Source organism: Paenibacillus tyrphae (assembly GCF_000722545.1).
GTDB classification, from domain to species: domain Bacteria; phylum Bacillota; class Bacilli; order Paenibacillales; family NBRC-103111; genus Paenibacillus_G; species Paenibacillus_G tyrfis.
The window spans coordinates 86237-107695 of record NZ_JNVM01000007.1 but is presented as its reverse complement, the minus strand read 5'-3'; the positions used below and the strand labels follow the sequence as shown (position 1 = coordinate 107695).

The following is a 21459-nucleotide window of genomic DNA, read 5'->3' as shown; positions in this document are numbered from 1 at the left end:
CTCCCGCACAATAGCCGCTTCTTTGGGCAGTGGCTTAGACAAATTGTATAAGGATCAAGAAAGGACCGCTGCTTTGACCGAGGGCGGTCTATTTCTTTTTGTTTAGGTACGTTAGCAATGTCAAGATGAACATCCCGAACCCGAACATCAAGGTAAGTGCTTGGTATACCTCCATAGGCCATCACCTCCGTTCCAGGAGGCTAGCCGACCGCCCTAAAAGCCTTTCTATCGTGGTTTTTCCATTGTAACATATTATTCCATTGAACCCAAAGTAAGCCTGTCCAACCGAAAAACCAAACGGCTCTTGGGACCGAACAGTACGGACTCCAGGACACTCAACTTACGTTATCCGGAGCATGGTCCTGCACCAAAGGGCTTCTGCAGATTCCAAACCGGGAACTATTGCAAATTATGCAAGCCACGTAGGAAGCGTTCGGCGCACTCCGGCCCTCCTGTCCCCCAGACAGCAAGCTCCGCCGATACGGCACCCTTATGCCGGTTTCATACCGGCTCTCCCTTAACGAATGACGCGCCTTATCGACCATAGTCCACCCATATGGATCACAAGACCCTTTTCTATCAAATTTTCGACAAGAAATAGGTGACGTCTCCTCCAATGTTTTAGGCCTAAAGAACCTTTATTGTTTAGAAGGAAAATTTTTACTTAAAAGGGTATTGAAAAATTTAAAAATTGGTTTAATATAATTATCAAGTAGTCCTCGTTGGAATATTTTACCTTACATTTCGACGAACTACGAATAGCCTCTACAGTTTTACCTCAAAAGAATTAACCACTTGATGAAAGAGGTGATGCTTTTCTAGCGAAAACCTTGTATCGTCACCCGACACCCCTATTTCAGTTTTTACACGCCTCATGCTTCCACTCGATTTATCCTGCCTTGCCTCAGATTATTGCTTCTGTAATCACCTTCAACGAGACCCGCTTTAAATTTGCTTTGCATCCCGCCATCGGTTAAATCAGTTTCTAATTCATTCTAAACCGATTGGAAAACAATTAAAAAGGAGAGATGACGTTTATGTTAAAAGTATGGGCATCGGTTATTACAGGAGCATTTTTGCTCGGAAGCGTGCAAGCCGTGCATGCTGCTCCGCAAGATCAATCCGCTCCGTTGGGGAACTTTGCCCCTAAATTGATTACCGGGGAAAGCTGGAGCGCGCCGCAAGGCGTATCGGGAGAGGAAAAAATCTGGAAGTACCTTGAATCCAAGCAGGAAAGCTTCCAGATCGGCAAATCCGTCGATCTGAAAAAACAATTGAAAATTATCGGGCAAACGACCGACGAGAAAACAGGAACCACGCATTACCGTCTGCAGCAGCTTGTGGGAGGCGTTCCCGTATACGGCGGCATTCAGACGATTCACGTCAACAAAGAAGGACAAGTCACATCGCTGATCGGCAGCCTGCTTCCCGATCAACAGCAGCAAGTTTCGAAAAGCCTGAGTTCGCAAATCAGCGAAGCGCAAGCTATCGCCGTTGCCCAGAAAGATACCGAAGCAGCCGTCGGCAAGCTGGGTGAACCGCAAAAGGCGCCAAAAGCGGATCTGTACGTTTACTTGCACAACGGACAGCCGGTCCTCGCCTATGTGACGGAGGTTAACGTTCTTGAACCGGAGGCAGTCCGCACGCGCTACTTCATCAGCGCCGATGACGGCAGCATTTTGTTCAAGTACGACATCCTCGCTCACGCTACGGGCACCGGAAAAGGCGTGCTTGGAGACACGAAAACGTTCACAACCACCCAATCCGGCTCCAGCTATCAATTGAAGGATTCGACTCGCGGACAAGGTATCGTTACTTACAGCGCAGGAAACCGGACATCTCTGCCCGGATCGCTGCTCACCAGTACAAACAATATTTGGAACGACGGCTCAGCGGTCGACGCGCATGCCTACACCGCCAAAGTGTACGATTACTATAAAAACAAATTTAGCCGCAACAGCATTGACGGCAACGGCCTCCAGCTCAAATCGAGCGTGCACTACTCCACCAGATACAACAATGCCTTCTGGAACGGCGTGCAGATGGTTTACGGAGACGGAGACGGCGTAACCTTCAGATCGTTCCCTGCCGATCCGGACGTTATCGGCCACGAATTGACTCACGGCGTTACGGAAAGTACGGCTGGTCTGGAATACTACGGCGAGTCTGGGGCGCTGAACGAATCGATCTCCGATATTTTCGGGAATGCGATCGAAGGCAAAAACTGGCTGATCGGCGACTTGATAACCCTCAATGCGGGCGCTCTCCGTTCTATGGAAAATCCGAAGCTCTACAGACAGCCTGACCGCTATCAAGACCGTTACACCGGTTCTTCCGATAACGGTGGCGTGCATACGAACAGCGGTATCAATAACAAAGCCTTCCACCTGATCGCCCAAGGTGGCACGCACTATGGCGTAACCGTGAACGGGATCGGGCGCAGTGCGGCTGAACAAATTTTCTACGACGCCCTCACCCATTACCTGACTCCGACTTCGGACTTTTCGGCCATCCGCGCCGCTGCCATTCAAGCGGCGACCGACTCGTTCGGAGCGAATTCCGCCCAAGTGGACGCCGTTAAAAAAGCATACACTGCCGTCGGCGTGAACTAATTTAAGAACGTAACTTAAAGGGCTGCCCCCATTCGCAAACGAATGAGGGGCAGCCCCTTGAACTTTTTTATTGATAAGCTATCGGATCGGCCGTACCCGCTTCATCGAAGCCTTTCAAGCGCAGCCGGCAGCTATCGCAAACGCCGCACGCTTCCTCCTGCCCGTTGTAGCATGAGGTGGTCAAGTGATACGGCACGCCAAGCCGCATCCCTTCGCGAATAATTTCGGCTTTCGTCCAATGAATCAGCGGCGTTTCGATGCGAATCGGACCGCCTTCCACACCGACACGCGTCGCCAGCGCCATCACTTCCTCCACCTTCCGGATAAATTCCGGGCGGCAGTCCGGGTAGCCGCTGTAATCAAGCGCGTTGACGCCGATATAGATCGCTTCCGCTCCGATGGTCTCCGCGTAGGAAGTTGCGATCGAGAGAAAAAGCAGATTGCGGCCCGGCACGTAAGTCACGGGAATATCCGAATCGACCGCACCGCTCTCGCCGGCCGGCGGAACCTCAATTGATTCGTCGGTCAAAGCGCTGCCCCCGAACTCTTTCAAAAAGCCGAGCGCAATCACTTTATGGCGACTCGCTGTCTTATAAAATTCGGCCACCTGCCGCGCGTTCTCGATCTCGCGCCTTTGGCGCTGCCCGTAATCGAACGTGATCGGGTAAACGTCGTACCCGGCGTCCTGGGCCATCCCCATGCAGGTCGTGCTATCCAGCCCCCCGCTCAAAATAACGACCGCTTTTTTCATCGTTCTCACCTTCATTTCGCCTGGTTATACCCCGCGGGCCGCAGGGTCCCAAATGATTTTATGCATCTGCATGTTCAGCTTCACCCGAGACAAGCCGTGCTCCAGCATCAGACCGACCAGCTTGGCCGGAGGCATCGTTTCCCATACCGGGCTGAACAGCGGCAGCGCCCGGGTCGGGTACGCTTCGAGCAGCGCTCTAGCCGTATGAAAATCCCGCTCGCTCCCGATCACGAACTTCAGCTCGTCCTGCGGGCGCAGCTTCGCCAGATTCGCCGTGATCATCCGTTCCTCTTCACCCGAATCGGGCAGCTTGTAGTCCATAATGTAGCGAACTATGGGCGATTCGATCCGCTCCAGAAAGGGCGTCAGGTCCATGGCGCCGTTCGTCTCGATATGCAGATCGTCGTAGCGGCCGGTCGCAACCAGCGCCTCGATGAGCGCCGCGGATTTATCGCCGTACAACAGCGGCTCGCCCCCGGTCAGACAGACGTGCCGCGAACGGTAACGTCCTGCCTCGGCGACAATGTCCTCGATCGTCATCGTAAATTCGGCCTCGGCCGGTGGATAGCTGTACTTCGTATCGCACCACGTGCAGCGTAGATTGCAGCCGAACAGCCTCACGAACACGGTCGGAAAGCCGGCCCGCGTGCCCTCCCCCTCGACCGTCTCGAAAATTTCCACCATCGGCAGCCGGATCATGCCGGATCATCTCCCATCAAGCGCGCCGTAACGGCTGCATAGCTGGTCGGCGTCTCCCACAGGCGGACTTCCTCCAGCCGCACCGCCGGGAACAGCCCTTCGCTCCGCAGCGCTTCCCGAAGCTGCTCGTACATCCAGACGACCATATTTTCCGCGGTCGTATTCATCGGCGGCAGCACTTCATTCAAGTAACGGTGATCCAACCGGTCGATGATGCGTTCTTTTGCGATTTGCTTGATATCCACAAAATCGATCGAAATGCCCCGGTCGTCGACCTTGCCGCGCATCACGACCTGAAGCTTATACGTATGCCCATGCAGGCTTTTGCATTTGCCTTCGTAGCAATGCAAATGATGGGCGCTATCGAACGTAAATTCCTTGGAGACGAGTACTTCCCTGTCGTGATATTTAAGCTCGCTCCGCTGAATGTCTTCGCCTAACGTTTGTACTTTTTTCGGAATTTCGTAAGTCATTCTCGTTCACCTCTCCCAAAAGGACCAAACAATTATAGCATGCAGTCTTAGCTTCTCACAATATGGCGAAGCTTGTATAATGTAGGGATACCGACAGTCTAAAAGGAGTTCGACATGTCCTCTATGATCCGTTTGCCCGAAGCTTATATCCAACAAATGCAAATGCAGCTGCAAGAAAACGCCGAAGCGTTCCTGCGAAGCTATGAACAGCCCCGCACGCAAGGCTTGCGAATGAATCCCGCCAAAATCGATCCGAGGAGCGGCGGCCCCGTCGTGGAGCGCCTGCGCGACGCGTTCGGGCTGGAGCCCGTCCCCTGGTGCGAGACAGGCTTCTATTACCGGGAAGAAACGAAGCCCGGAAAGCATCCCTACCATGCGGCAGGGCTGTATTATATCCAAGAGCCGTCCGCCATGTCTGCCGTTGAGCTGCTCGACCCGCAGCCGGGAGACGTCGTTCTCGACCTCGCCGCCGCGCCGGGCGGGAAATCGACGCACATCGCCGGGAAGCTCGCGGGCCAAGGGCTGCTGATCAGCAATGAAATTCACCCGGTCCGCGCCAAGAGCTTATCCGAAAATATCGAGCGGATGGGCGTAACGAACGCCGTCGTCGTCAGCGCTACGCCGCAGCAGCTTGCCGAGCGGTTCCCCCGCTTTTTCGATAAAATTATGGTCGACGCTCCCTGCTCGGGAGAAGGCATGTTCCGCAAAGATCCGGAGGCGATCGCCGAATGGTCACCGGCTCACGTGGAGATGTGCGCGGCGCGGCAGCTCGACATTCTGCAATCCGCGGTGACGATGCTGAAGCCGGGCGGACGGCTCGCCTATTCCACGTGCACGTTCAACGAGCAGGAGAACGAGCGTACGGTTCACGAGCTGCTCCGCCAATATCCGCAGCTGCGGCTCGAACGGACGGAGCGCATTTGGCCGCACCTACATCAAGGCGAGGGGCATTTTGTCGCCGTGCTGCAGCTGGAAGGGGCGCCGGACGAGCCGCATGCGGCGATGACGGGCTCGGCAGCCCCGCGAATGCGCCAAGCAGGCAAAGCGAGGCGCGGCGCCGGACGGCCCGAAGAGGCAGCCATGCGGCTGTTCCAACGGTTCGCCGAGGAGGCGCTTGTTGCGGGATTCGCGCTTCCGCCGGGCGAGCCGGTCTTGTTCGGCGAGCAGCTCTACCTGCTGCCCGCGCCAGCCGGCATCCCGTTCGGCAGCACGATGCTTCAGGGGCTCAAGACGCTGCGTCCTGGCCTTCACCTCGCCGAGGTGAAGAAGGACCGTGCGGAGCCAGCGCATGCTTTGGCGCTTGCGCTGACGGATGCCGCCCAAGCCCGGCTTGCAGTCGAGCTGGCCGCGGGAAGCGGCGAAGCGGAACGCTACCTCCGGGGGGAGACCCTAGACGTCCCCGAAGCCCGCAGCGGATGGACGCTAGTCACCGTTGACGGCTTCCCGCTCGGCTGGGGCAAGCAATCCGGAACGCAGGTCAAAAACCATTATCCGAAAGGACTGCGCCGGTGATTCCTCTCCCTTACCATGCACACCCTTGGCAAAAAAGCAGCATGCGATCGATTGTGATCGCATGCTGCTTTTGGCATATGAAAAGCTTAGACTTTAAATTTCGCGACGGTTTCTTGAAGCTCTTCCGCCATTTTGCTCAGCAGCGCAGAGGAAGATGTGATTTCTTCCATAGAGGCAAGCTGCTCTTCCGTGCTTGCCGCCACTTGTTCAATGCACGCCGCAGTGCCTTCGGAAATATGCGATACGGCATCGACGGCGTTCAAAACATTTTCGGAATTTGCGGCCATTCCTTGCGTCGCCTGCGAGACCTGGGCGATTTGAACGGCTACGCTGTCCAACGAGCTCAGAATTTGTTCAAACGACCTGCCTGCCATGTCCGCCTTAACCATTCCCTGCTCCACTTCGTGCGTCACCGTTTCCATACTGGCCGCGGTCATGTCCGTATCCTTTTGAATGGCGGCGATCAATTGCGAAATCTGCTTGGCCGAAGCGCTGGACTGCTCCGCCAATTTCTTGATTTCGGCGGCGACAACCGCAAAGCCTTTCCCCTGCTCTCCCGCCCTCGCGGCTTCGATGGACGCATTCAGCGCAAGCAGGTTGGTCTGGGAAGCAATTTCCGTAATCACGGTTGTAAAGGATACAATTTGCTTGGCACGGTCCCCGAGCCCCGTCACATCGTCGGACAGCGTCTTCACTTTTTGCCCAATGGCATTCATTTGATCGATAACGGTCCGGATCGCTTCCGTGCCGTCTTGGGCCGTCCCTTGCGTATGCTGCGCCGAATCGGAGACGGCGTCGGTGGTATGGGAGATGGCCTGCAGTTGGGATGCCATATCGTTCATCTCCCGGTTCGTTTCGCCGATTTGCACCACTTGCTGCGCCGAGCCGTTGGCGATTTCTTGAACCGCCTGAGCGACCTGCTTGCCCGCTTCCGTAATTTGCTCGGAGCCGGCCGACAGCTCTTCGGCGGACGCGGCAAGCTGCATCGCATTGTCGTTGACTTTGTAGATCAAGGCACGAAGCGACGAAGCCATTTTATTAAAGTTCGAGCTTAATGTCCCCAGTTCGTCGGCACGGGCGATCTCGATTTGTTTCGTCAAATCGCCTTCGCTGATCAACAGCGAAGCTTCGTTTATTTTCCGCAGCGGCTTCAGAATGGAGAAAATAATGGCAGCCACCATCAAAGAGCCGATCAATGTGGACAAAACCAGCACGATGAGTGTAGATTTCAAAATCGGAGAAGCCGCATCGGCAATTTCCGATTCATACATAGTGCCGCCGATTTTCCAACCCGAAGATGCATTGGTGGAGAAAACCATTTTCTTCAATGCGCCGTCCATCTTGTACTGGAAATATCCTGTATCGGTTTTGTACAAGTCGCTCGTCATCTCGCCCTCGGGCATCGGACTTCCGATTTCGCTGGTAGGATGATACACGTATTTCCGGTCCTGATCCGAAATGAAAACAAACCCTTCCTTGCCGATGCTTACCGTACGGGTAATTTCGGCAAGTTTTTTGGTCGAGATCGACATGGCAACGACGCCCCGGCCGTCGGCCGTTTCTTTCGCAACGGTGAACACCAGATTCCCCGTGGCCGAGGAGATATAGGGAGAGGTGATGATGGCCTTGCCCTTGTTTTCTACCGCTTGCTTAAACCAGGCACGCTCGCGAGGATCGTAATCGGCGGCCATTTTGGTCACGTCGGCGGAATCCATATACAAGCCGTTCTTGGTGCCGACGAACACCATGTCGGCATCCTTTTCGATTTCTCGGTACATCAGAAGCTGGCGATGCACCGAATCCTGCACCCCGATATTAGAGTTGTCCGCCGCTTTTACGGCGCTTAAGTCGACAATCCGTGACAAAGCATCAACCTGCTGCTTCTTGGACGCGAAAAAATCGTTCAATAAGGCATCGATCAGCTTGACGGCTTCCTTCGACGTGCTGACCATTTGGCTGTCCACGTTTTGCCTTGCCGTTTGATACGAAACATACGAGAGCAGTATCGTAGGAACTAGCAGTATGACTATAAAAGTGAAGATGAGTTTGTTTTTAATCGTAAAAAATACTTTGTCTTTCGTAAGTTCTTTCCATTTGCTCCAAATCTGTAACCTATTCATTGTTCTGCCCGCCCTTAGATGAAATTTATTAAATACTGGAACGATGTCCCATTATAATGTCGACAGATGACAACCTAATTTTTAACGGTATTTTTTTACAATCGATGTATTTCGAGACCTTAACGCGGTGAATGAATAAATCACGAAAACAAAAGAAAATAGCCTGTTGAGGGTCTCAACAGGCTGGAAACTGTCCCGAAGGACAATCTATTTTTCACTCGCTTTGGCTCTGACGCGAAAGACCGAACAATGCGGCCCATATAATGACGAAGCCGACCAGTTGGTCCGGCGTAACGGCTTCTTGGAACACTAGCCAGTTGATCAGCAAGCCGACCGCCGGAAAAGACAGCTCGGCAAGCGTCGCATAGGAAGCTTTCGTATCGGTCAGTCCCCGGTAGTAGAGTAAGAGGCTGAGCAGTCCCGGGATGAAAGCGCCCATAACCAAATTAACGATCACCGCACCCCAAGCAATCGAGTGCGCAAGCTGAACGAGCGCCATTCCCTGGCCCGCCGACAAAGCCAGAAGCAGCGGCAGCGCCAGCAGGAAACGGAGAGCCGTCACCGTCTCGAACTTCATTTGACCAAGCAGCAGCCTTCCCATCACCGTCGAGCCGCCCCATAGCGCAGCTGCTCCGATGGAGAGCAAGCCGCTCCAAGTCGCGATATCGCCCCAATGCCCGACCGAAGGCTTCCAGCCGAACGTCAGCAGATAGGTGCCGAGCAAAGCGAGAATCAAGAGCAGCGCAAAGCGCCGCGGCAGGCTTTCTTTCAGCGCGATCCGGGCCAGAATGATCGCAAACAGCGGCTGCAGCTTTTGCAGCAGCAGCACGGCATTCGGATTGCCGTGGGCGAAGGCCGAAGTAAACAGGATCGTCGCCAGAGCCGAGCCGCCCCACGAGATGAACAGCAGAGCCATCAGATGGCGCAGCTTCAGGCCGCGCAGCTCCTGCCTGTGCAGCCAGACGACGGGCAAAGCGTAGACGAGCAGCAGCACGTGCTCGATCAAAACAATTTGCGTAGAAGTAAGCGATTCAAGCAGCAATCTACGAAATAAAGGGTCGACGCCCCATAATGCCGAGCCGAGCACGACCAGCCATAGTCCGCTCCGCACGCTTGCTTTGGCCGTAGCAACACGGCCGTTTAACCCGACAGCAGAAACTCTGTCCATATTCAACAACCTCCCAAGGTGTTTGAACAGGACCCTTCGAAAAGAAGTCAGCCCCGCTATCGGTTAAGATAACGGGGCATATGCAAATAAGCTCACCATGAGCCGTTTTTTTACAAAACGAATCAAACCGGTATGCCTACTTTGTGACCTTCTCCCATCCGGACTATACCGTCGGCCTTGGAATTGCACCAAGTCAGTCGTCATTTCGCACCGAAATCGACGAGTCGCGGGCTTAAGCTCTGAGCGAGCCTTCACCGCCGGTCGGGATTTTCACCCTGCCCCGAAGGTCCTAATTCAATTAGAAAGCATTTTATCATATGCTTTTCGCTTTCAGCAAGCCTTTTTTTGCAACTAATGGACGTTCTCCGTTTCGAACAGCACTTCTTCGATCAGCCGGTTGTTGTGCATCATGGACAAGTTGAGCGCGGAGTAATCTTTCTCCTTATCAAGCTCCTCCATCAGCAAGGTGGCGATCAGCTCCCGGTCGTCGGTGCTGCCGGGCTCGCGGAAATCGATAAAGCCGGTCAACTGGCGCTCGCTGATATCCACCGTGGCCGAGCCGATCGGAAGACCGCCCCGGGCCTGCTGGTAAATTTCGTAGGTCAGCACTCCCCCGTCATCCCTAACGAGCATAACCGTATAAGGTTTGTCTCCGTCGCCTCCGCTCCACAGTACCTCGGAGTCGTCCTCCTCCGCCAGCAAATCCTCGTGGGTCAGCTGGATCACTTCGAAAATCTCGTTGTCGAAGCTCATTGCAATTTCGAAACGGTCTACTTCGTCCTCGTCGAAATCAAGCACAAGCAGATCGGCAGCGATATCCAGCTCGGCTTCGTCAGGTTCGATCATCCAATAGACCGTGCCGGTCGCTTCGCGGTCCTCGACTTGGAGAAATATCTCGGCGACAAAATCTTCGTCTCGATCGTAGAGATGGTATTCCAGTCCGTCCTCGTCTTCGCCGACCAGCACCAGCTCGAAATCCGCCATGGTGAAGTCGTTCCGCTCCCAAGGGGGCTCGTCTTCAAGACGTGTATCGTTATCGATCCAATCCGAGTCGTAATCAAAATCTTCTTCCGTCGAGACAACCCCGGCATAGGTTTCCGCTTCCCGTTCCGAAGCGATCACATGGTCAAAGCTGCTGTAGGTGACCATTACCTCGCACCCTTTTGCCTGCAGCGCGTCCAGCAGGGAGTCCACATACCGGTGGACCGCATCGAACACTTCGTCTTTCTCCGCGTCGTCAAGCACTTCCTTCTCCAATTGGAGCGCGCCTGCGATTCGGTCGGATTCACGAAAGACGAGAGTTAACGTGCCCACAAACCGATTTTTGAACAAGATGTCGCTGACTTCGCCGCCCGCCGTCCTCAGATCCGGTCTTAAGCTGACATGCGTCATTCGGGTCTCCTCCAATCAGGTTATGCACTCGCGCAGTGCGGAGTTTTCTACCCTCATAGCATGTCCTTCCCTGACGGAAAACTATGCGCGGAGCTCTCCCGAAGGGAGCACGTAACGGCGCAGCGCTTCGTGCACGCCGTCGTCGTTATTGGACAGCGTGACGGCATCGGCGGCCTCTTTGACCGCGTCCGGCGAATTGTCCATCGCTATCCCGAGCCCGGCAAACCGGATCATATCAATGTCGTTGTAATAGTTGCCCATGGCAACGATGTGTTCGGGAGCAATATCCCATTGGGCGGCGAGCGCCTGCAGCGCGCGACCTTTGGACACTTCCTTCGACATCACGTCGACAAAGTGCACCCCGCTTCTCAGCGCATGAACGGTAGGAGGCAGCGATACTCGCGCCAAGTCCCGCTCGACCGCGTCCATCTCTTCCTCCGACCCGAACATCGTAAGCTTCACGAGCGGAACGGTCATGCTCAGCACGTCCTCCACCCTTTCGGGAGAAACCATATATTTTTCGTACATCGCCGCTTCCCGCTCGCCTACTTTCTCGACGAACATATCCAGCGCGGTGTTCACGTCAAAATGCACCTTCTGTTCGCGGCAGTAACGGATGAGCTCCGCAAGCTCCTGCACCTCGAAGCCGAATTGATGCAGCAGCTTCGGCCCCGGCGTCTCGACGGTCGCCGCCCCGTTATGCGTGATCAGCACGCCGGTAAGGCCCAGACGCTCCAGCACCGGGATTGCATTGGCTGGGCCCCGGCCGGTACATAATACGATCCGGGCCCCCGCTTCGTGCGCCGCGCGCAGCGTTTCCACCGTTTTGTCTGTTACTTCATAGTCGTCGTTTAAAAGCGTACCGTCCACGTCAAGCGCAATGATGCGATAGTTCATTTCTTCTCCGCTCCCTTGTACTTCTTCTCTCTATAGTAGGTTGAAAAGCTATTCCCCATGGGCCTGCAGGCTTTGCCGCTCTGCTTCCGTCAATTCCCGCGACTGCCCGAGCGGCAGCGCCGGGTCGAGCTTCAGCGGCCCCATGGACAGCCGTTTCAGATAGGTTACCTGCTTGCCGACGGCTTGAAACATGCGTTTCACCTGATGAAACTTGCCTTCATGTATGGTCAATTCAATGCGGGAAAGCTCGCCCGCTTCGGGGCAGCCGCAGTGCAGCACGATCAATTCAGCCGGCATCGTCACATAGCCGTCATCGAGTGTGACACCGCGCGCGAACGCTTCAATGTCGCTTTTGTCAACGGCGCCGTTCACTTCGGCATAATACGTTTTTGGAACATGCTTTCGCGGCGATAGCAGGTTGTGCGCCAGCTTGCCGTCGTTCGTCAGCAGCAGCAGCCCTTCGGTGTCTTTATCCAGCCGTCCAACCGGGAATACGTCAAAATGCGAGTACTGCTCGTCCAGCAAATCGAGCACGGTCCGGTCCCTCGTATCTTCCGTCGCCGACACGACGCCTTGCGGCTTATGCAGCATCAGGTATACAAATTCACGGTAGACCACCGGTTCTCCGTCGACCGTAATGCGATCCCGCTCGGGATTCACTTGCATTCCGCTATCCTTCGCCGTTTTGCCGTCGACGCTGACGAAGCCGCGCTTCACGAGCTGTTTGATTTCGCTGCGGGTGCCGAAGCCCGTATGAGCCAGCAGCTTGTCCAGACGAAGCGTTGCTTTCATTGTTAGGTCCACCTCCAACCGGGGGGATATTCATTCTTCAGCATCCCGTCCTGTACTTTCGCCCAGCCGACGGGATACCCGTCGATGCACACGAGCGCATATCCTTTAGCAGGTACGCCGTCCGTTGCGGTACGAAGCTCGCCTGGGGCAAGCTCCAGCGTCTCGCCCTTCAAATACCGTACGGCCCGCGGATCGTCGGCCGTGAACGTCACCGTGCGCAGCGCCTCCTCCGCGCGCAGTCCCATCGCCAGCGCGTGCGAAGGCGTGAAGCGCTGCTTGGTTACGCTGCCGAGGTACCATCCGGGGCGGATGACCCGGATGCCGTCCAGCGGCGGCAGCCCCGCCGGCGCGGCGTACACGTGCTCGCCGCGGCATTCGAGCTCGGCCGCGCCGTACGGCGCCGTGGCCAGCTGCTCCGCCGCGAAGCGGGCCAGCGCCTCGCGCGGGTCCGCGGCAGCGCCCCGCGCCGGCGCGCGCCCTGCGCCGGCGGCTCCGCGGCGGGCCGGCTTCGCGGGCCGCCCCGGGCGGTCGCCGGGCGCAGGCTCCGCCGCCGCCATGGGCGCGGGCTCGCCGCGGCGGCGCAACGCGGCCGCGAAGTGGCCCTCGCCCGCGAGCCGGTGCGGCCACAGGCGCGCAGCGCCGGCCGTTTCGGCCCCGCGGGCGTAGCGCGTGCCGAGCCAGTCCGGCCGACCGGGCGCCCAGCCGCCGAAGGCGGGGGCGGGCTCGACCGCAAACGCCGGGTGCTCGTCCAGAAACGCGGCGATCATCGCCTCGTTCTCCTCCGGCGAGAACGTACAGGTCGAGTACACCATCAAGCCGCCCAGCTTCAGCATGCCGGCCGCCTGCTTCAGCAGCGTCCGCTGCATCTCGGCGTATTTCTCCGGCCAGTCCGGCCGCCAGACTTTGGCCATATCCTCTTCCTTGCGGAACATGCCTTCGCCCGAGCAGGGCGCATCGATCAGAATCTTGTCAAAGTAGCCGGCGAAGGCTCCTTCCAGCTTCGCCGGATCTTCGTTCAGCACGACGGCGTTGCGTACGCCGCTCAGCTCAATGTTTTTCACCAGCGCCTTCACCCGGTCCGGATGCACATCGTTCGCTACGATCAGCCCGGTTCCTTGCAGCTTGGCCGCAAGCTGCGTCGTTTTTCCGCCCGGCGCAGCACATAAATCCAGTACCCTTTCGCCAGGGCGGACGTCAAGCAGCTCGGCCGGAGCCATCGCGCTCGGCTCTTGAATGTAATACAGCCCTGCATGGTAGTGCGGATGCTTTCCCGGCCGCCCGTCTCCTTCCCGGTAGTAAAAGCCGGTTGCCGCCCATGGAACCGGTTCGAGCTCCAGCCGGGTCAAGCCGCGAAACTGCTCTACGGACAATTTGAGCGTATTGACGCGCAGGCCGTAATGCCGCTCCTCCCCATAAGACGCCAGAAAGGCCGAATATTCGGCCTCCAGCAAGCCTTCCATTTTTTGTTTAAATGCTTCCGGCAGCATCGGCTCCGTCATTGTCGTCACTCGTTTCAGTTAATCTGGAAGAAAAAGATTTTATCGCCTTCCGCCGCCTTGTAGTACCGCGACATCCAATGCCCGTTCAACCACGCGAACTCTTGATTATCCCAATTGTACTTTTTATAATTCAGGGCCGCAACGACCAGATCCGGCCGCGTGAGCGAACTGACGAACACCCGCTTGCCCGGCTCGTCAGCGAACAAGACAAGGTCCTCCTCCGGCAGCACCACCGGCTGCTTCGTCTTCCACTTCGCCCTGTAATAGGTCCGGTCCTGCATATTGACGAATACTTGCTCCGCCGGCGTATCGCTGCCGCCGTCCATCAGGACGCTGCCGAACGCCATGTCCTTTAGCTCCCACCCGTCGGGCACCTCCACCTGCTGGAGCGGCTGCATCGTTCCGGTCTTCAGATCCCCGAGCAGCCACGCGGTTGTTTTCTTGACCACAGCCGCGGTTCCGTTCGGTGCGGCTGCCCGGTCCAATTGAAATTGATGCAGCAGCACCGTTTTCCGCTCCTCATTGTAGCCTCCAAATTCCAGGTGCTCCTTCGAGCCTTTCGGCAGGCTGAATCGCTTGAGCGGATTGGCTTTCAGATCGGCAAGCTGCACGCCGGACGAGGCAAGCAGCGTTCGTTTATTCCCTGCCAGCGCCAGCTCGGGCTTCCGGTCGTAGGTCCAATTATAATAAATCACCTTCCGTCCCGCATCCATCCCCGCGTCCACAAATCCCGGTTCGGCTGCAAACGGCTGCTTGGCTGCCCCGATATTCCAATCGATCCACCATAGATCGCTTTGAAAGCGGCTTGCGGCATAGAGCCCCACGCCCGCATCCGGCGCCAGCAGAAAACTTTCCCCGGCCCGTACGGCCTCGGAGGCGGGAACGATCCGGGCCTGCGCTCCGGTCTTCAAATCGTAGCTTGCGATCCCGCTTCGCTCGTCACGGACCAGCACATGCCGCTTATCCGGCGCAAGCTTGGCTTCCAGCACCGCCGGCGCGGTCCGCCCGTTCGATTCTTGCCGATACAGCTCCAGAAGCGGCGTCACCGTGCGCTGCTTCATCGAGAAGCGATTGACGTAATACACAAGCTCGTTTCCTTCGTTTTTCACGGTCGTGTAGACAAACTCATCTTTATTCATAAATCCGCACAATCGGGTCGAACGCCGGATCACGTCTTCGTCCGTCCCCGCGATCTGGGCAATCGGCGCACTCTCGGCCGACTCGCTTTGCGGGTCCATCCACAGCGCATCGATCCGAGAGCTACTTCCGTTATCGCCTGTTTTGCTGCGCTGGACAAGGTATACCATGGTGACGCCGTCCGGCGCCGCAGCCTGCTCCAGTACCCGTCCTTGTTTTACCGTTGCCATAAATCCTTTGTTTATTTTGGTTCTGGTGACCTCCAGCGCCGAAAAATCGGACGCGGAATCTTGAGCGCGATAGGCATCCGGATCGGAGATCACTTTGGCCTTTTCCCCCGACGGTTCGATCTGAACGGGTGGAACCGAGGGCCCCACGGCCCCGGCGTTCCAGAACATAGCGCCACATACCAATCCGCCTAGCAGCAGCACGCCGCCTACTCCGAGAAATATGGCGTTTTCCCGCTTGCCGAGAACTTCGATGATGCGTTTCATAGTCTAACGTTCCCCCGCCATTCTCTTGGACGTCCCTAGTCTACCCATGTATTCCACGCCAATGTCGAAAATCCTTCAATTTTATTGTATGATAGAAGGAGGAAACTTTGCATAAGTAACGAATGTTTTTAGAGTGACCATTTATCTCGGTAGGAAGAGGGGAATCATGAAAAAGTTAGGTATCTTTTTAGCCATTATCGTCGTTTTGTTCGGAGCTCTTTATTTTGTCAATCAACAATCCAATCAGGCGAAATTCGGAAAGTACGCGAACAACGTATACGGCGTTGCGCCGGACAAGCTGAATCCCGCCACGCTGGCGCTTCTGGACGATCCGAACTACCAAAACATCATTTTGCCTGCCGCGCTTGACAAGAAGATCACAGGTCAGGAAGACTTCTACCTGTATTATTTCGGTTCGACGTGCCCGCACTGCAAGGTGACAACGCCTGTGCTTATGCCCGTTGCCAAGGATTTCAACATCGACGTCAAGCAATTCAATCTGGAAGAGTTCAAGGACGGATGGCAAAAATACAACATAGAAGCAACTCCCACCCTGATTTATTATAAAGGCGGTAAAGAAGTCGAGCGTCTCGTCGGGGAACAAAAAGCCGAAACGTTCAAAGCCTTTTTCGAAAAGCATAAAAAATAATCCTGCCGGCTGTCGGTGGACGCCCAAGGATACCCCGAAGCAGCGGATGCGTCCGCTGCTTCTTTTATTTCATTTTTTTCAAAAGGAGCTGCACGGCCCCTATGCAACCCAAACAAGAATGGCTGACCGGAAAATATATATTGACCGCGGTCGTCATCGTGCTGCTGTCGCTTCTGATCTTCGTGAAGTTCGCACACGATTTACAGGAAAATCAACTGGAGCGCTTTGACCGGACCTATATCGATTGGATTCAATCCTATATCAGTCCTAAGCTGACTATATGGATGAAGGGGATTACCGAGCTCGGATCGTTCCAGACCTTGTTCGTCCTGCTGCTCGTTAGCGTATCTCTGATGGTGTGGCGGAAGAAGAAGTGGGAAGCTCTTTTTTTCATGGTGGCCGTTACCGGCGGCATGCTGTTCAACCAGCTATTGAAGCAAATTTTCGAACGGCAGCGGCCGATGCTGCACCGGATCGTTGAAGAGACGGGCTACAGCTTCCCGAGCGGACATTCCATGGCGTCGATCGTCTTCTACGGCATGCTGGCTATGCTCTTCTTGATGTTTGTCAAATCTCCTGCTCTGAAGCTGCTGATCGCCGTAACGGCCGGTTGTCTGATCATCATGATCGGCGTAAGCCGCATTTACTTGGGGGTTCATTATCCAAGCGACGTTGTCGCCGGATTTGCCGCCGGAGCGGCATGGCTTACCGTGTGCGGGGTCGGGCTGCAAGCCGTTCTCGTCTCGCGCCGGTCCTAACGCCGGCATGGCAGGCCGCATTCCGGGCTAATCCTCTTCATGCGGCTCAGGCGGATGCAGCCTAAGCTCTTCCACCAATGCCTCCAGTTCGGCGTCCAGAATGAGGATGTCCAAATCGTAGAAAGCAAACGGCTGCTCCTCCGCATGTGTTAGCTTGTGCAAATACAGCCGGCTGTCATCGCGAAGTCGGCCCAAGTCGATCCCAAGCGCGTCCTCCGGGTAATTGTCCAATTTGTCCAAGGCCGCGGTAAACAGCTTGATCGACCCGCCCGTATTGCCATTGCGGTAATGGTAAAGGCCCACTGCCACCTGCAGCAGGCCTTGATACAACGGATGTCTGCCTTCCTCGAGCCAAAGCTCCTCCATCACTTCGTGACATTCGAAATAGTCGCGCGCCACGTTGAAATAATACACGAACTCCACATATAAACGATCGTATGGCATTGTCACCGTCTCGCCTCCGTTTCGGTCGCCTCCAGCGGAGGCCCGGTGAATAACAGGCCGCTGGCCCGGCTTCACCGGACTTTTAGGCCAAGGAATTTTTCTTCGCCCGGTGAACCGCTTGATCCACCTCGTTCGACAGCTTCTTCAGCAGCCAGACGTCGTCCGTGTCCCACAACTCGTTGAAGCGCATCTGAAACTGTGCGGCTTCCCGAACCCGCAGATGAAAATACAGCTCCTGAATGCCGTTCAGCACCTTGGCCACGATGCTCGATTTGTCCTCGAACAGCTTCTGTGCTTCGACGATCTCTTCACGGATGCTGCTCATCTCCTGATCGAGCTGGTAAGCGGCTTCCGCCGCCCGGCTGAGCCGTGCAACGACATCCTCCGGCAAGCTTTCACGATATTTATAATTCAGCGAGTGCTCAATCGTCGCCCAAAAATTCATAGCTAGCGTCCGCAGCTGAATCTCGGCCAGCACGCGCTTCATGCCGAGTGCCGTCTGAACCCGATATTCCACAATCATATGATAGCTGCGGTAACCGCTCGGTTTTTTGTTGGTAATATAATCTTTCTCGTATAATAGCGTCATATCTTCCCGGACACGGATCAATTCGGCCAACCGTTCGATATCCTCAACGAATTGACACATAATCCGAATGCCCGCAATATCTTCGATCCCGGTCTCGAGCTGATCCATCGGAACGCTCAGCCGTTTAGCTTTTTCCAAAATGCTGGAAGTCCTCTTAACCCGGCCGGTTACAAATTCAATAGGTGAATATTCATCCCGGCTTTTGAGCTCCGCGCGCAATGTCTTGAATTTGACTTTCAATTCCTCGACCGCCTGTTCGTAAGGCAGCAGAAATTTTTTCCAATCGCGTCCGTCCATTCCGTCGACCTCCAAATCTTACTAGCCTTAATGCCCCGATCCGATCGCCTCCGATATATGCGTAAATCCATCCTGCTGCAGCAATGTGCGAAGCCCGCGGTTAATGCGCCGCAGCACGTCCGGCCCTTCGTAGATCAAGCCGGTGTATACTTCGACCAGACTGGCTCCCGCCCGAATCTTCGCATAGGCGTCCTCGGCCGTAAAAATACCTCCCGATCCGATAATCGGAAGTTTCCCGTCCGTTAAACGGTATACGGTTCGAATCAGCTCGGTGGAGCGCTCCGTCAGCGGGCGGCCGCTTAATCCGCCCGTTTCTCCCCGGTTCGCATGGCGTAGACCGTCTCTGGCGATCGTCGTATTGGATGCAATGATACCGGAAACGTTGCTCCGTACGATCGTTTCGACCATATATTCGATTTCCTGCGGCGTCAGATCGGGTGCAATCTTCACGAGCACCGGCTTCTCCCGTCCGCCGAAGCGGGCATGCTGCTTGAGGATCTCGTCCTTCACGGCCGCGAGCAGGCGCGACAGGTCGTCCCCGTGCTGCAGATTGCGCAAATCCGGCGTGTTCGGCGAGCTGATATTGACAACGAAAAAGTCACCGTACCCATATAGCGCTTGAATGCAGGCGCGGTAATCGTCTTCCGCCTGCTCGTTGGGCGTCGTTTTGTTTTTTCCGATATTGATGGCAAGCGGAATCGTGCGCTGGCCTTGATTGCGCAAATTTCGCTTCATGCCTTCGATTCCGACATTGTTGAATCCCATCCGGTTGATGAGCGCGTCGTCCTCCGGGAGCCGGAACAGCCGCGGCAGCTCATTGCCGGCTTGCGGCTTCGGCGTCACCGTGCCGACTTCCATAAAGCCGAAACCGATGTTCGAAAATCCGGGGACCGCTTTCGCATTCTTGTCCAACCCTGCCGCCAAGCCGACCGGATTCGGAAACCGGATTCCCCACAGCTCGCTCTCCAGCTCCGGGTACGCCCGTACGCCCCACATCGCGCGGAGCAGTCCCCGTCCGCCAGGCAGCTTGGCAAACGTATGCAGTCCATCGATAATGAGATGATGCGCCTTCTCCGGGTCCATCCCGAACAGCACCGGCTTTGTGATTTTTTTGTAAAGCATGCTTCTGTCCTCTCCCCGCACGTGTCTCTTCGTTAGTCTCTTTTGACAGTTTAGCGCTTTACGAAACAAAAATAAAGGGGACAAGTCACAAAATCCATACGACTTAAAACAATACATTATGTTAAAATATGCTTAATCCAACAAAAAGGCAGGGCTGAGGTCTATGCAAAAAAAGAAAATATCCCCCTATGCGCAGCGGAAAACAAAGGATGAGCCTAATAAGAAACTGATCGTGTGGGTCAGCTCCATCTTCGGCGCCGTCATACTCGGCATGATTGTTCTGCTAATTTTTAACCATTAGGGCTTGTTAGCGTTTTCTATCCTCTCGCACAAGAGCTTGGTCTTCCGACAAAGGCTGTGGCAGAAGTCTTTTGAAAATATCACCGGTAAACAGGTGGAGTATGCCCTGTAGGAAGCGCTTGCGCTGCCCGCCTTTGAAATTCGTGATAATACCGCTAATTCGAATCTAAATATCACGAGTTTCAAGAGCGGCCGTAAGGGCATACTCCACCGACTATCAAGGTGATGCTTTTCGTGCTGAAGCCATAGCTGACTTGGACGACCAAGCTCCCTAATTCAACCAGTTGTACTTCTTCCCCGGATTCGTGTCGACGCTTTGCGGCGTCACCCCGTACGGTTCGGGGCTCCGCGATTCCTCCTTGGAGAGCGCGCCCTTGCCGATCGTCACGCTCGTTCCGAGCGGCACCAGATCGAACAACTCCTCCACATCCTCCTTAGCCATACGGATGCAGCCTAGCGACTCGTCCTTGCCGATACTGGACGGCCGGTTCGTTCCGTGAATCGCATAATTCGTATCGGACAGCGTCATCCCCCGGCTCCCGAACTCTCCGTTCGACTTCCCGTTCGGATTGCGCACCTTTTCCGAGATGACGAAGCTGCCCTCCGGTGTTCGTTCGGCTCCCAAGCCTACCGGAAAATTACGGACGACGATGTTGCCGCTGACGACCGACAGCCGGTGAGCCTGCTTATCGACAATAATCCGCATTGGTTCGGTTAATGGCTTGGTCAAACTACCCTGTCCCGTTCCGGGCGGGACGGGATTTCCATCAAGAGCCGCAGGCTGCGCCCCGGCTTGCTTGAGCCATGCGCTCAACTCCGCAGCCAAAGCTTCCTTGTCTCGGTCGAACGTTTCCTTCATATAGGGAGTCAGCCCCGGCAGCACGTTGTTCGGGTACGCTTCCGTCAGCTGCGAAGCCTGCGCCGGCGCTTGCCCCGTACGCCGGATATAAGCCGCAACGGCGGAGCGCAGCACGAGATCCTGCTCCTGCTTCGTCATCCAAGCGGCCACAATGCGATCCGCCTTCTGCGGATCGCTTGGCTGGCAGCTGCAAGCAGCCGCGTCATGATAATCGATCTGCTGCTGCGCCGCATTTGCTTTTGCTTCGACGGAAAGCAGCGTCTCCGGCTTCTTCAGCCAACTGATCCAAGCGGTCCCGTCGAGCGGAATCCCCCGGGCCAGAATCGCGTAGCTGCTGATTCTTTCCCGCAGCAGCATCTCTTGCAGCGCCGCGCCGACATTCGCTTGACTCTTCTCGCCGGCCAAATAATACACTTTCGTTTCCTGCAGCTCGGAGGACGTCATTCCTTCCGGCAGAACGATGACCGGAGCGCGGGCGCTTTCTTCCGTCTTCTCGAGCATACGTTCCAGCTCCGGGGCAAACAACACACCGGCAAAGGCCAGCAGACCGGCGGCCATCAGGCGAACGAGCCGCTTCCGTCTTCTCTTTTGACGTTCCGTTCCCCAGCGATGGATCGGTTCGATTTCTTCAGGAGGCAGATCCACCTTCTGATTCTCATACGCTTCATAGACTTCTCCAGCCTGCGCGTAACAGTATAGCGCTTTTCCCTTTTTCCCCTGCGCTTCATAATCGCGTCCGAGCAAGTACCACGCCATTTTATTGTTCGGATGCTCTTTGACGTATTTTTTTAAATAAAACGGATCCTGTTTGAAAAAGAGCTGAAGCTGTTCTTCCGAATCCTTCGAATCTTTCGGTTTCACGGGACGCCCCTCTCTTTCCGCCTTCCTGCAAACT

General features: G+C 55.7%; 19 protein-coding genes and 1 riboswitch. Of the genes, 4 read left to right on the top strand and 15 right to left on the bottom strand.

From position 1 onward, the window contains the following. Positions 1-88 precede the first annotated feature (88 nt). On the bottom strand, positions 89-175 hold the full coding sequence (locus ET33_RS39710) for a putative holin-like toxin (protein ID WP_220389033.1): 87 nt from the start codon (positions 173-175) through the stop codon (positions 89-91). A gap of 862 nt (positions 176-1037) precedes the next feature. Between ET33_RS39710 and ET33_RS10080 the strand changes: the two genes are divergently transcribed. Next, positions 1038-2612, top strand: coding sequence for a M4 family metallopeptidase (locus tag ET33_RS10080; RefSeq protein ID WP_036680188.1), 1575 nt, complete (start codon positions 1038-1040; stop codon positions 2610-2612). Positions 2613-2679: 67 nt separating this feature from the next. Here the strand turns inward: ET33_RS10080 and queC are convergent, their stop codons facing one another. The 3 genes from queC to queD are packed head-to-tail and all read right to left on the bottom strand — an operon-like array spanning position 2680 to position 4535. Next, entirely contained in the window at positions 2680-3363 is a 684-nt protein-coding gene (gene queC, locus ET33_RS10075; RefSeq protein ID WP_036680187.1) for a 7-cyano-7-deazaguanine synthase QueC, read from the bottom strand. A gap of 24 nt (positions 3364-3387) precedes the next feature. Then, positions 3388-4062 (bottom strand): 7-carboxy-7-deazaguanine synthase QueE, encoded by a 675-nt coding sequence (locus ET33_RS10070; RefSeq protein WP_036680186.1) that lies wholly within the window; start codon positions 4060-4062, stop codon positions 3388-3390. Beyond that, the gene (queD, locus tag ET33_RS10065) at positions 4059-4535 is read right to left on the bottom strand and encodes a 6-carboxytetrahydropterin synthase QueD (RefSeq protein ID WP_036680183.1); all 477 of its coding nucleotides are present in this window, start codon (positions 4533-4535) and stop codon (positions 4059-4061) included. The genes ET33_RS10070 and queD overlap by 4 nt, the downstream gene beginning before the upstream one ends. 123 nt (positions 4536-4658) lie before the next feature. On the opposite strand from queD, the gene ET33_RS10060 reads away from it, so the two are divergent. Further along, the gene (locus ET33_RS10060) at positions 4659-6047 is read left to right on the top strand and encodes an RsmB/NOP family class I SAM-dependent RNA methyltransferase (protein WP_036680181.1); all 1389 of its coding nucleotides are present in this window, start codon (positions 4659-4661) and stop codon (positions 6045-6047) included. Between the two features lie 86 nt (positions 6048-6133). On the opposite strand, the gene ET33_RS10055 is transcribed toward ET33_RS10060, so the two are convergent. The 7 genes from ET33_RS10055 to ET33_RS10025 all read right to left on the bottom strand — a co-directional run bounded on the left by ET33_RS10055 (position 6134) and on the right by ET33_RS10025 (position 15546). Continuing rightward, positions 6134-8167 (bottom strand): methyl-accepting chemotaxis protein, encoded by a 2034-nt coding sequence (locus ET33_RS10055; protein ID WP_051775231.1) that lies wholly within the window; start codon positions 8165-8167, stop codon positions 6134-6136. A 214-nt stretch (positions 8168-8381) separates the two neighbouring features. Then, on the bottom strand, positions 8382-9335 hold the full coding sequence (locus tag ET33_RS10050; protein WP_036680179.1) for a DMT family transporter: 954 nt from the start codon (positions 9333-9335) through the stop codon (positions 8382-8384). A 142-nt stretch (positions 9336-9477) separates the two neighbouring features. Beyond that, a riboswitch (FMN riboswitch) is annotated at positions 9478-9627 on the bottom strand. A 59-nt stretch (positions 9628-9686) separates the two neighbouring features. Further along, positions 9687-10727: a hypothetical protein gene (locus ET33_RS10045; protein ID WP_036680174.1), complete on the bottom strand. Its 1041-nt coding sequence runs from the start codon at positions 10725-10727 to the stop codon at positions 9687-9689. A gap of 81 nt (positions 10728-10808) precedes the next feature. After that, positions 10809-11624, bottom strand: coding sequence for a Cof-type HAD-IIB family hydrolase (locus ET33_RS10040; RefSeq protein ID WP_036680171.1), 816 nt, complete (start codon positions 11622-11624; stop codon positions 10809-10811). A gap of 48 nt (positions 11625-11672) precedes the next feature. Beyond that, the gene (locus tag ET33_RS10035; RefSeq protein ID WP_036680169.1) at positions 11673-12416 is read right to left on the bottom strand and encodes a pseudouridine synthase; all 744 of its coding nucleotides are present in this window, start codon (positions 12414-12416) and stop codon (positions 11673-11675) included. Between the two features lie 2 nt (positions 12417-12418). Then, entirely contained in the window at positions 12419-13915 is a 1497-nt protein-coding gene (locus ET33_RS10030) for an RsmB/NOP family class I SAM-dependent RNA methyltransferase (RefSeq protein ID WP_051775230.1), read from the bottom strand. A 14-nt stretch (positions 13916-13929) separates the two neighbouring features. Beyond that, positions 13930-15546, bottom strand: a complete 1617-nt coding sequence (locus tag ET33_RS10025) for a hypothetical protein (RefSeq protein ID WP_036680167.1) — start codon at positions 15544-15546, stop codon at positions 13930-13932. A 166-nt stretch (positions 15547-15712) separates the two neighbouring features. Here ET33_RS10025 and ET33_RS10020 point away from each other — a divergent pair, with 166 nt between their 5' ends. Together ET33_RS10020 and ET33_RS39705 are read left to right on the top strand one after the other, a co-directional pair. Beyond that, positions 15713-16195, top strand: coding sequence for a thioredoxin family protein (locus ET33_RS10020; RefSeq protein WP_036680164.1), 483 nt, complete (start codon positions 15713-15715; stop codon positions 16193-16195). A gap of 101 nt (positions 16196-16296) precedes the next feature. Next, positions 16297-16953, top strand: coding sequence for a phosphatase PAP2 family protein (locus tag ET33_RS39705; protein ID WP_235206683.1), 657 nt, complete (start codon positions 16297-16299; stop codon positions 16951-16953). Between the two features lie 27 nt (positions 16954-16980). On the opposite strand, the gene ET33_RS10010 is transcribed toward ET33_RS39705, so the two are convergent. The 4 genes from ET33_RS10010 to ET33_RS40415 all read right to left on the bottom strand — a co-directional run bounded on the left by ET33_RS10010 (position 16981) and on the right by ET33_RS40415 (position 21425). After that, a complete protein-coding gene (locus ET33_RS10010; RefSeq protein ID WP_036680159.1) occupies positions 16981-17397 on the bottom strand; it encodes a DUF309 domain-containing protein in 417 nt (138 codons plus the stop codon). 82 nt (positions 17398-17479) lie between these two features. Continuing rightward, positions 17480-18283, bottom strand: a complete 804-nt coding sequence (locus ET33_RS10005; protein WP_036680157.1) for a GTP pyrophosphokinase — start codon at positions 18281-18283, stop codon at positions 17480-17482. A gap of 27 nt (positions 18284-18310) precedes the next feature. Beyond that, complete coding sequence (locus tag ET33_RS10000) at positions 18311-19405, bottom strand: quinone-dependent dihydroorotate dehydrogenase (protein WP_036680155.1); 1095 nt, start codon at positions 19403-19405, stop codon at positions 18311-18313. A gap of 571 nt (positions 19406-19976) precedes the next feature. Continuing rightward, the gene (locus ET33_RS40415; protein ID WP_036680154.1) at positions 19977-21425 is read right to left on the bottom strand and encodes a L,D-transpeptidase family protein; all 1449 of its coding nucleotides are present in this window, start codon (positions 21423-21425) and stop codon (positions 19977-19979) included. Positions 21426-21459: the final 34 nt, after the last annotated feature.

What these genes read in the sequence shown, in the direction of transcription:
- ET33_RS10080 (WP_036680188.1), top strand. Translation starts at nt 1,038, where the DNA reads ATGTTAAAAGTATGGGCATCGGTTATTACAGGAGCATTTTTGCTCGGA.
- ET33_RS10035 (WP_036680169.1), bottom strand. Translation starts at nt 12,416, where the DNA reads ATGAAAGCAACGCTTCGTCTGGACAAGCTGCTGGCTCATACGGGCTTC.
- ET33_RS39710 (WP_220389033.1), bottom strand. Translation starts at nt 175, where the DNA reads ATGGAGGTATACCAAGCACTTACCTTGATGTTCGGGTTCGGGATGTTC.
- ET33_RS10005 (WP_036680157.1), bottom strand. Translation starts at nt 18,283, where the DNA reads ATGGACGGACGCGATTGGAAAAAATTTCTGCTGCCTTACGAACAGGCG.
- ET33_RS39705 (WP_235206683.1), top strand. Translation starts at nt 16,297, where the DNA reads ATGCAACCCAAACAAGAATGGCTGACCGGAAAATATATATTGACCGCG.
- ET33_RS10055 (WP_051775231.1), bottom strand. Translation starts at nt 8,167, where the DNA reads ATGAATAGGTTACAGATTTGGAGCAAATGGAAAGAACTTACGAAAGAC.
- ET33_RS10030 (WP_051775230.1), bottom strand. Translation starts at nt 13,915, where the DNA reads ATGACGGAGCCGATGCTGCCGGAAGCATTTAAACAAAAAATGGAAGGC.
- ET33_RS10020 (WP_036680164.1), top strand. Translation starts at nt 15,713, where the DNA reads ATGAAAAAGTTAGGTATCTTTTTAGCCATTATCGTCGTTTTGTTCGGA.
- ET33_RS10060 (WP_036680181.1), top strand. Translation starts at nt 4,659, where the DNA reads ATGATCCGTTTGCCCGAAGCTTATATCCAACAAATGCAAATGCAGCTG.
- queC (WP_036680187.1), bottom strand. Translation starts at nt 3,363, where the DNA reads ATGAAAAAAGCGGTCGTTATTTTGAGCGGGGGGCTGGATAGCACGACC.
- ET33_RS10000 (WP_036680155.1), bottom strand. Translation starts at nt 19,405, where the DNA reads ATGCTTTACAAAAAAATCACAAAGCCGGTGCTGTTCGGGATGGACCCG.
- ET33_RS10070 (WP_036680186.1), bottom strand. Translation starts at nt 4,062, where the DNA reads ATGATCCGGCTGCCGATGGTGGAAATTTTCGAGACGGTCGAGGGGGAG.
- ET33_RS10040 (WP_036680171.1), bottom strand. Translation starts at nt 11,624, where the DNA reads ATGAACTATCGCATCATTGCGCTTGACGTGGACGGTACGCTTTTAAAC.
- ET33_RS10045 (WP_036680174.1), bottom strand. Translation starts at nt 10,727, where the DNA reads ATGACGCATGTCAGCTTAAGACCGGATCTGAGGACGGCGGGCGGCGAA.
- ET33_RS10050 (WP_036680179.1), bottom strand. Translation starts at nt 9,335, where the DNA reads ATGGACAGAGTTTCTGCTGTCGGGTTAAACGGCCGTGTTGCTACGGCC.
- ET33_RS10025 (WP_036680167.1), bottom strand. Translation starts at nt 15,546, where the DNA reads ATGAAACGCATCATCGAAGTTCTCGGCAAGCGGGAAAACGCCATATTT.
- ET33_RS10010 (WP_036680159.1), bottom strand. Translation starts at nt 17,397, where the DNA reads ATGCCATACGATCGTTTATATGTGGAGTTCGTGTATTATTTCAACGTG.
- queD (WP_036680183.1), bottom strand. Translation starts at nt 4,535, where the DNA reads ATGACTTACGAAATTCCGAAAAAAGTACAAACGTTAGGCGAAGACATT.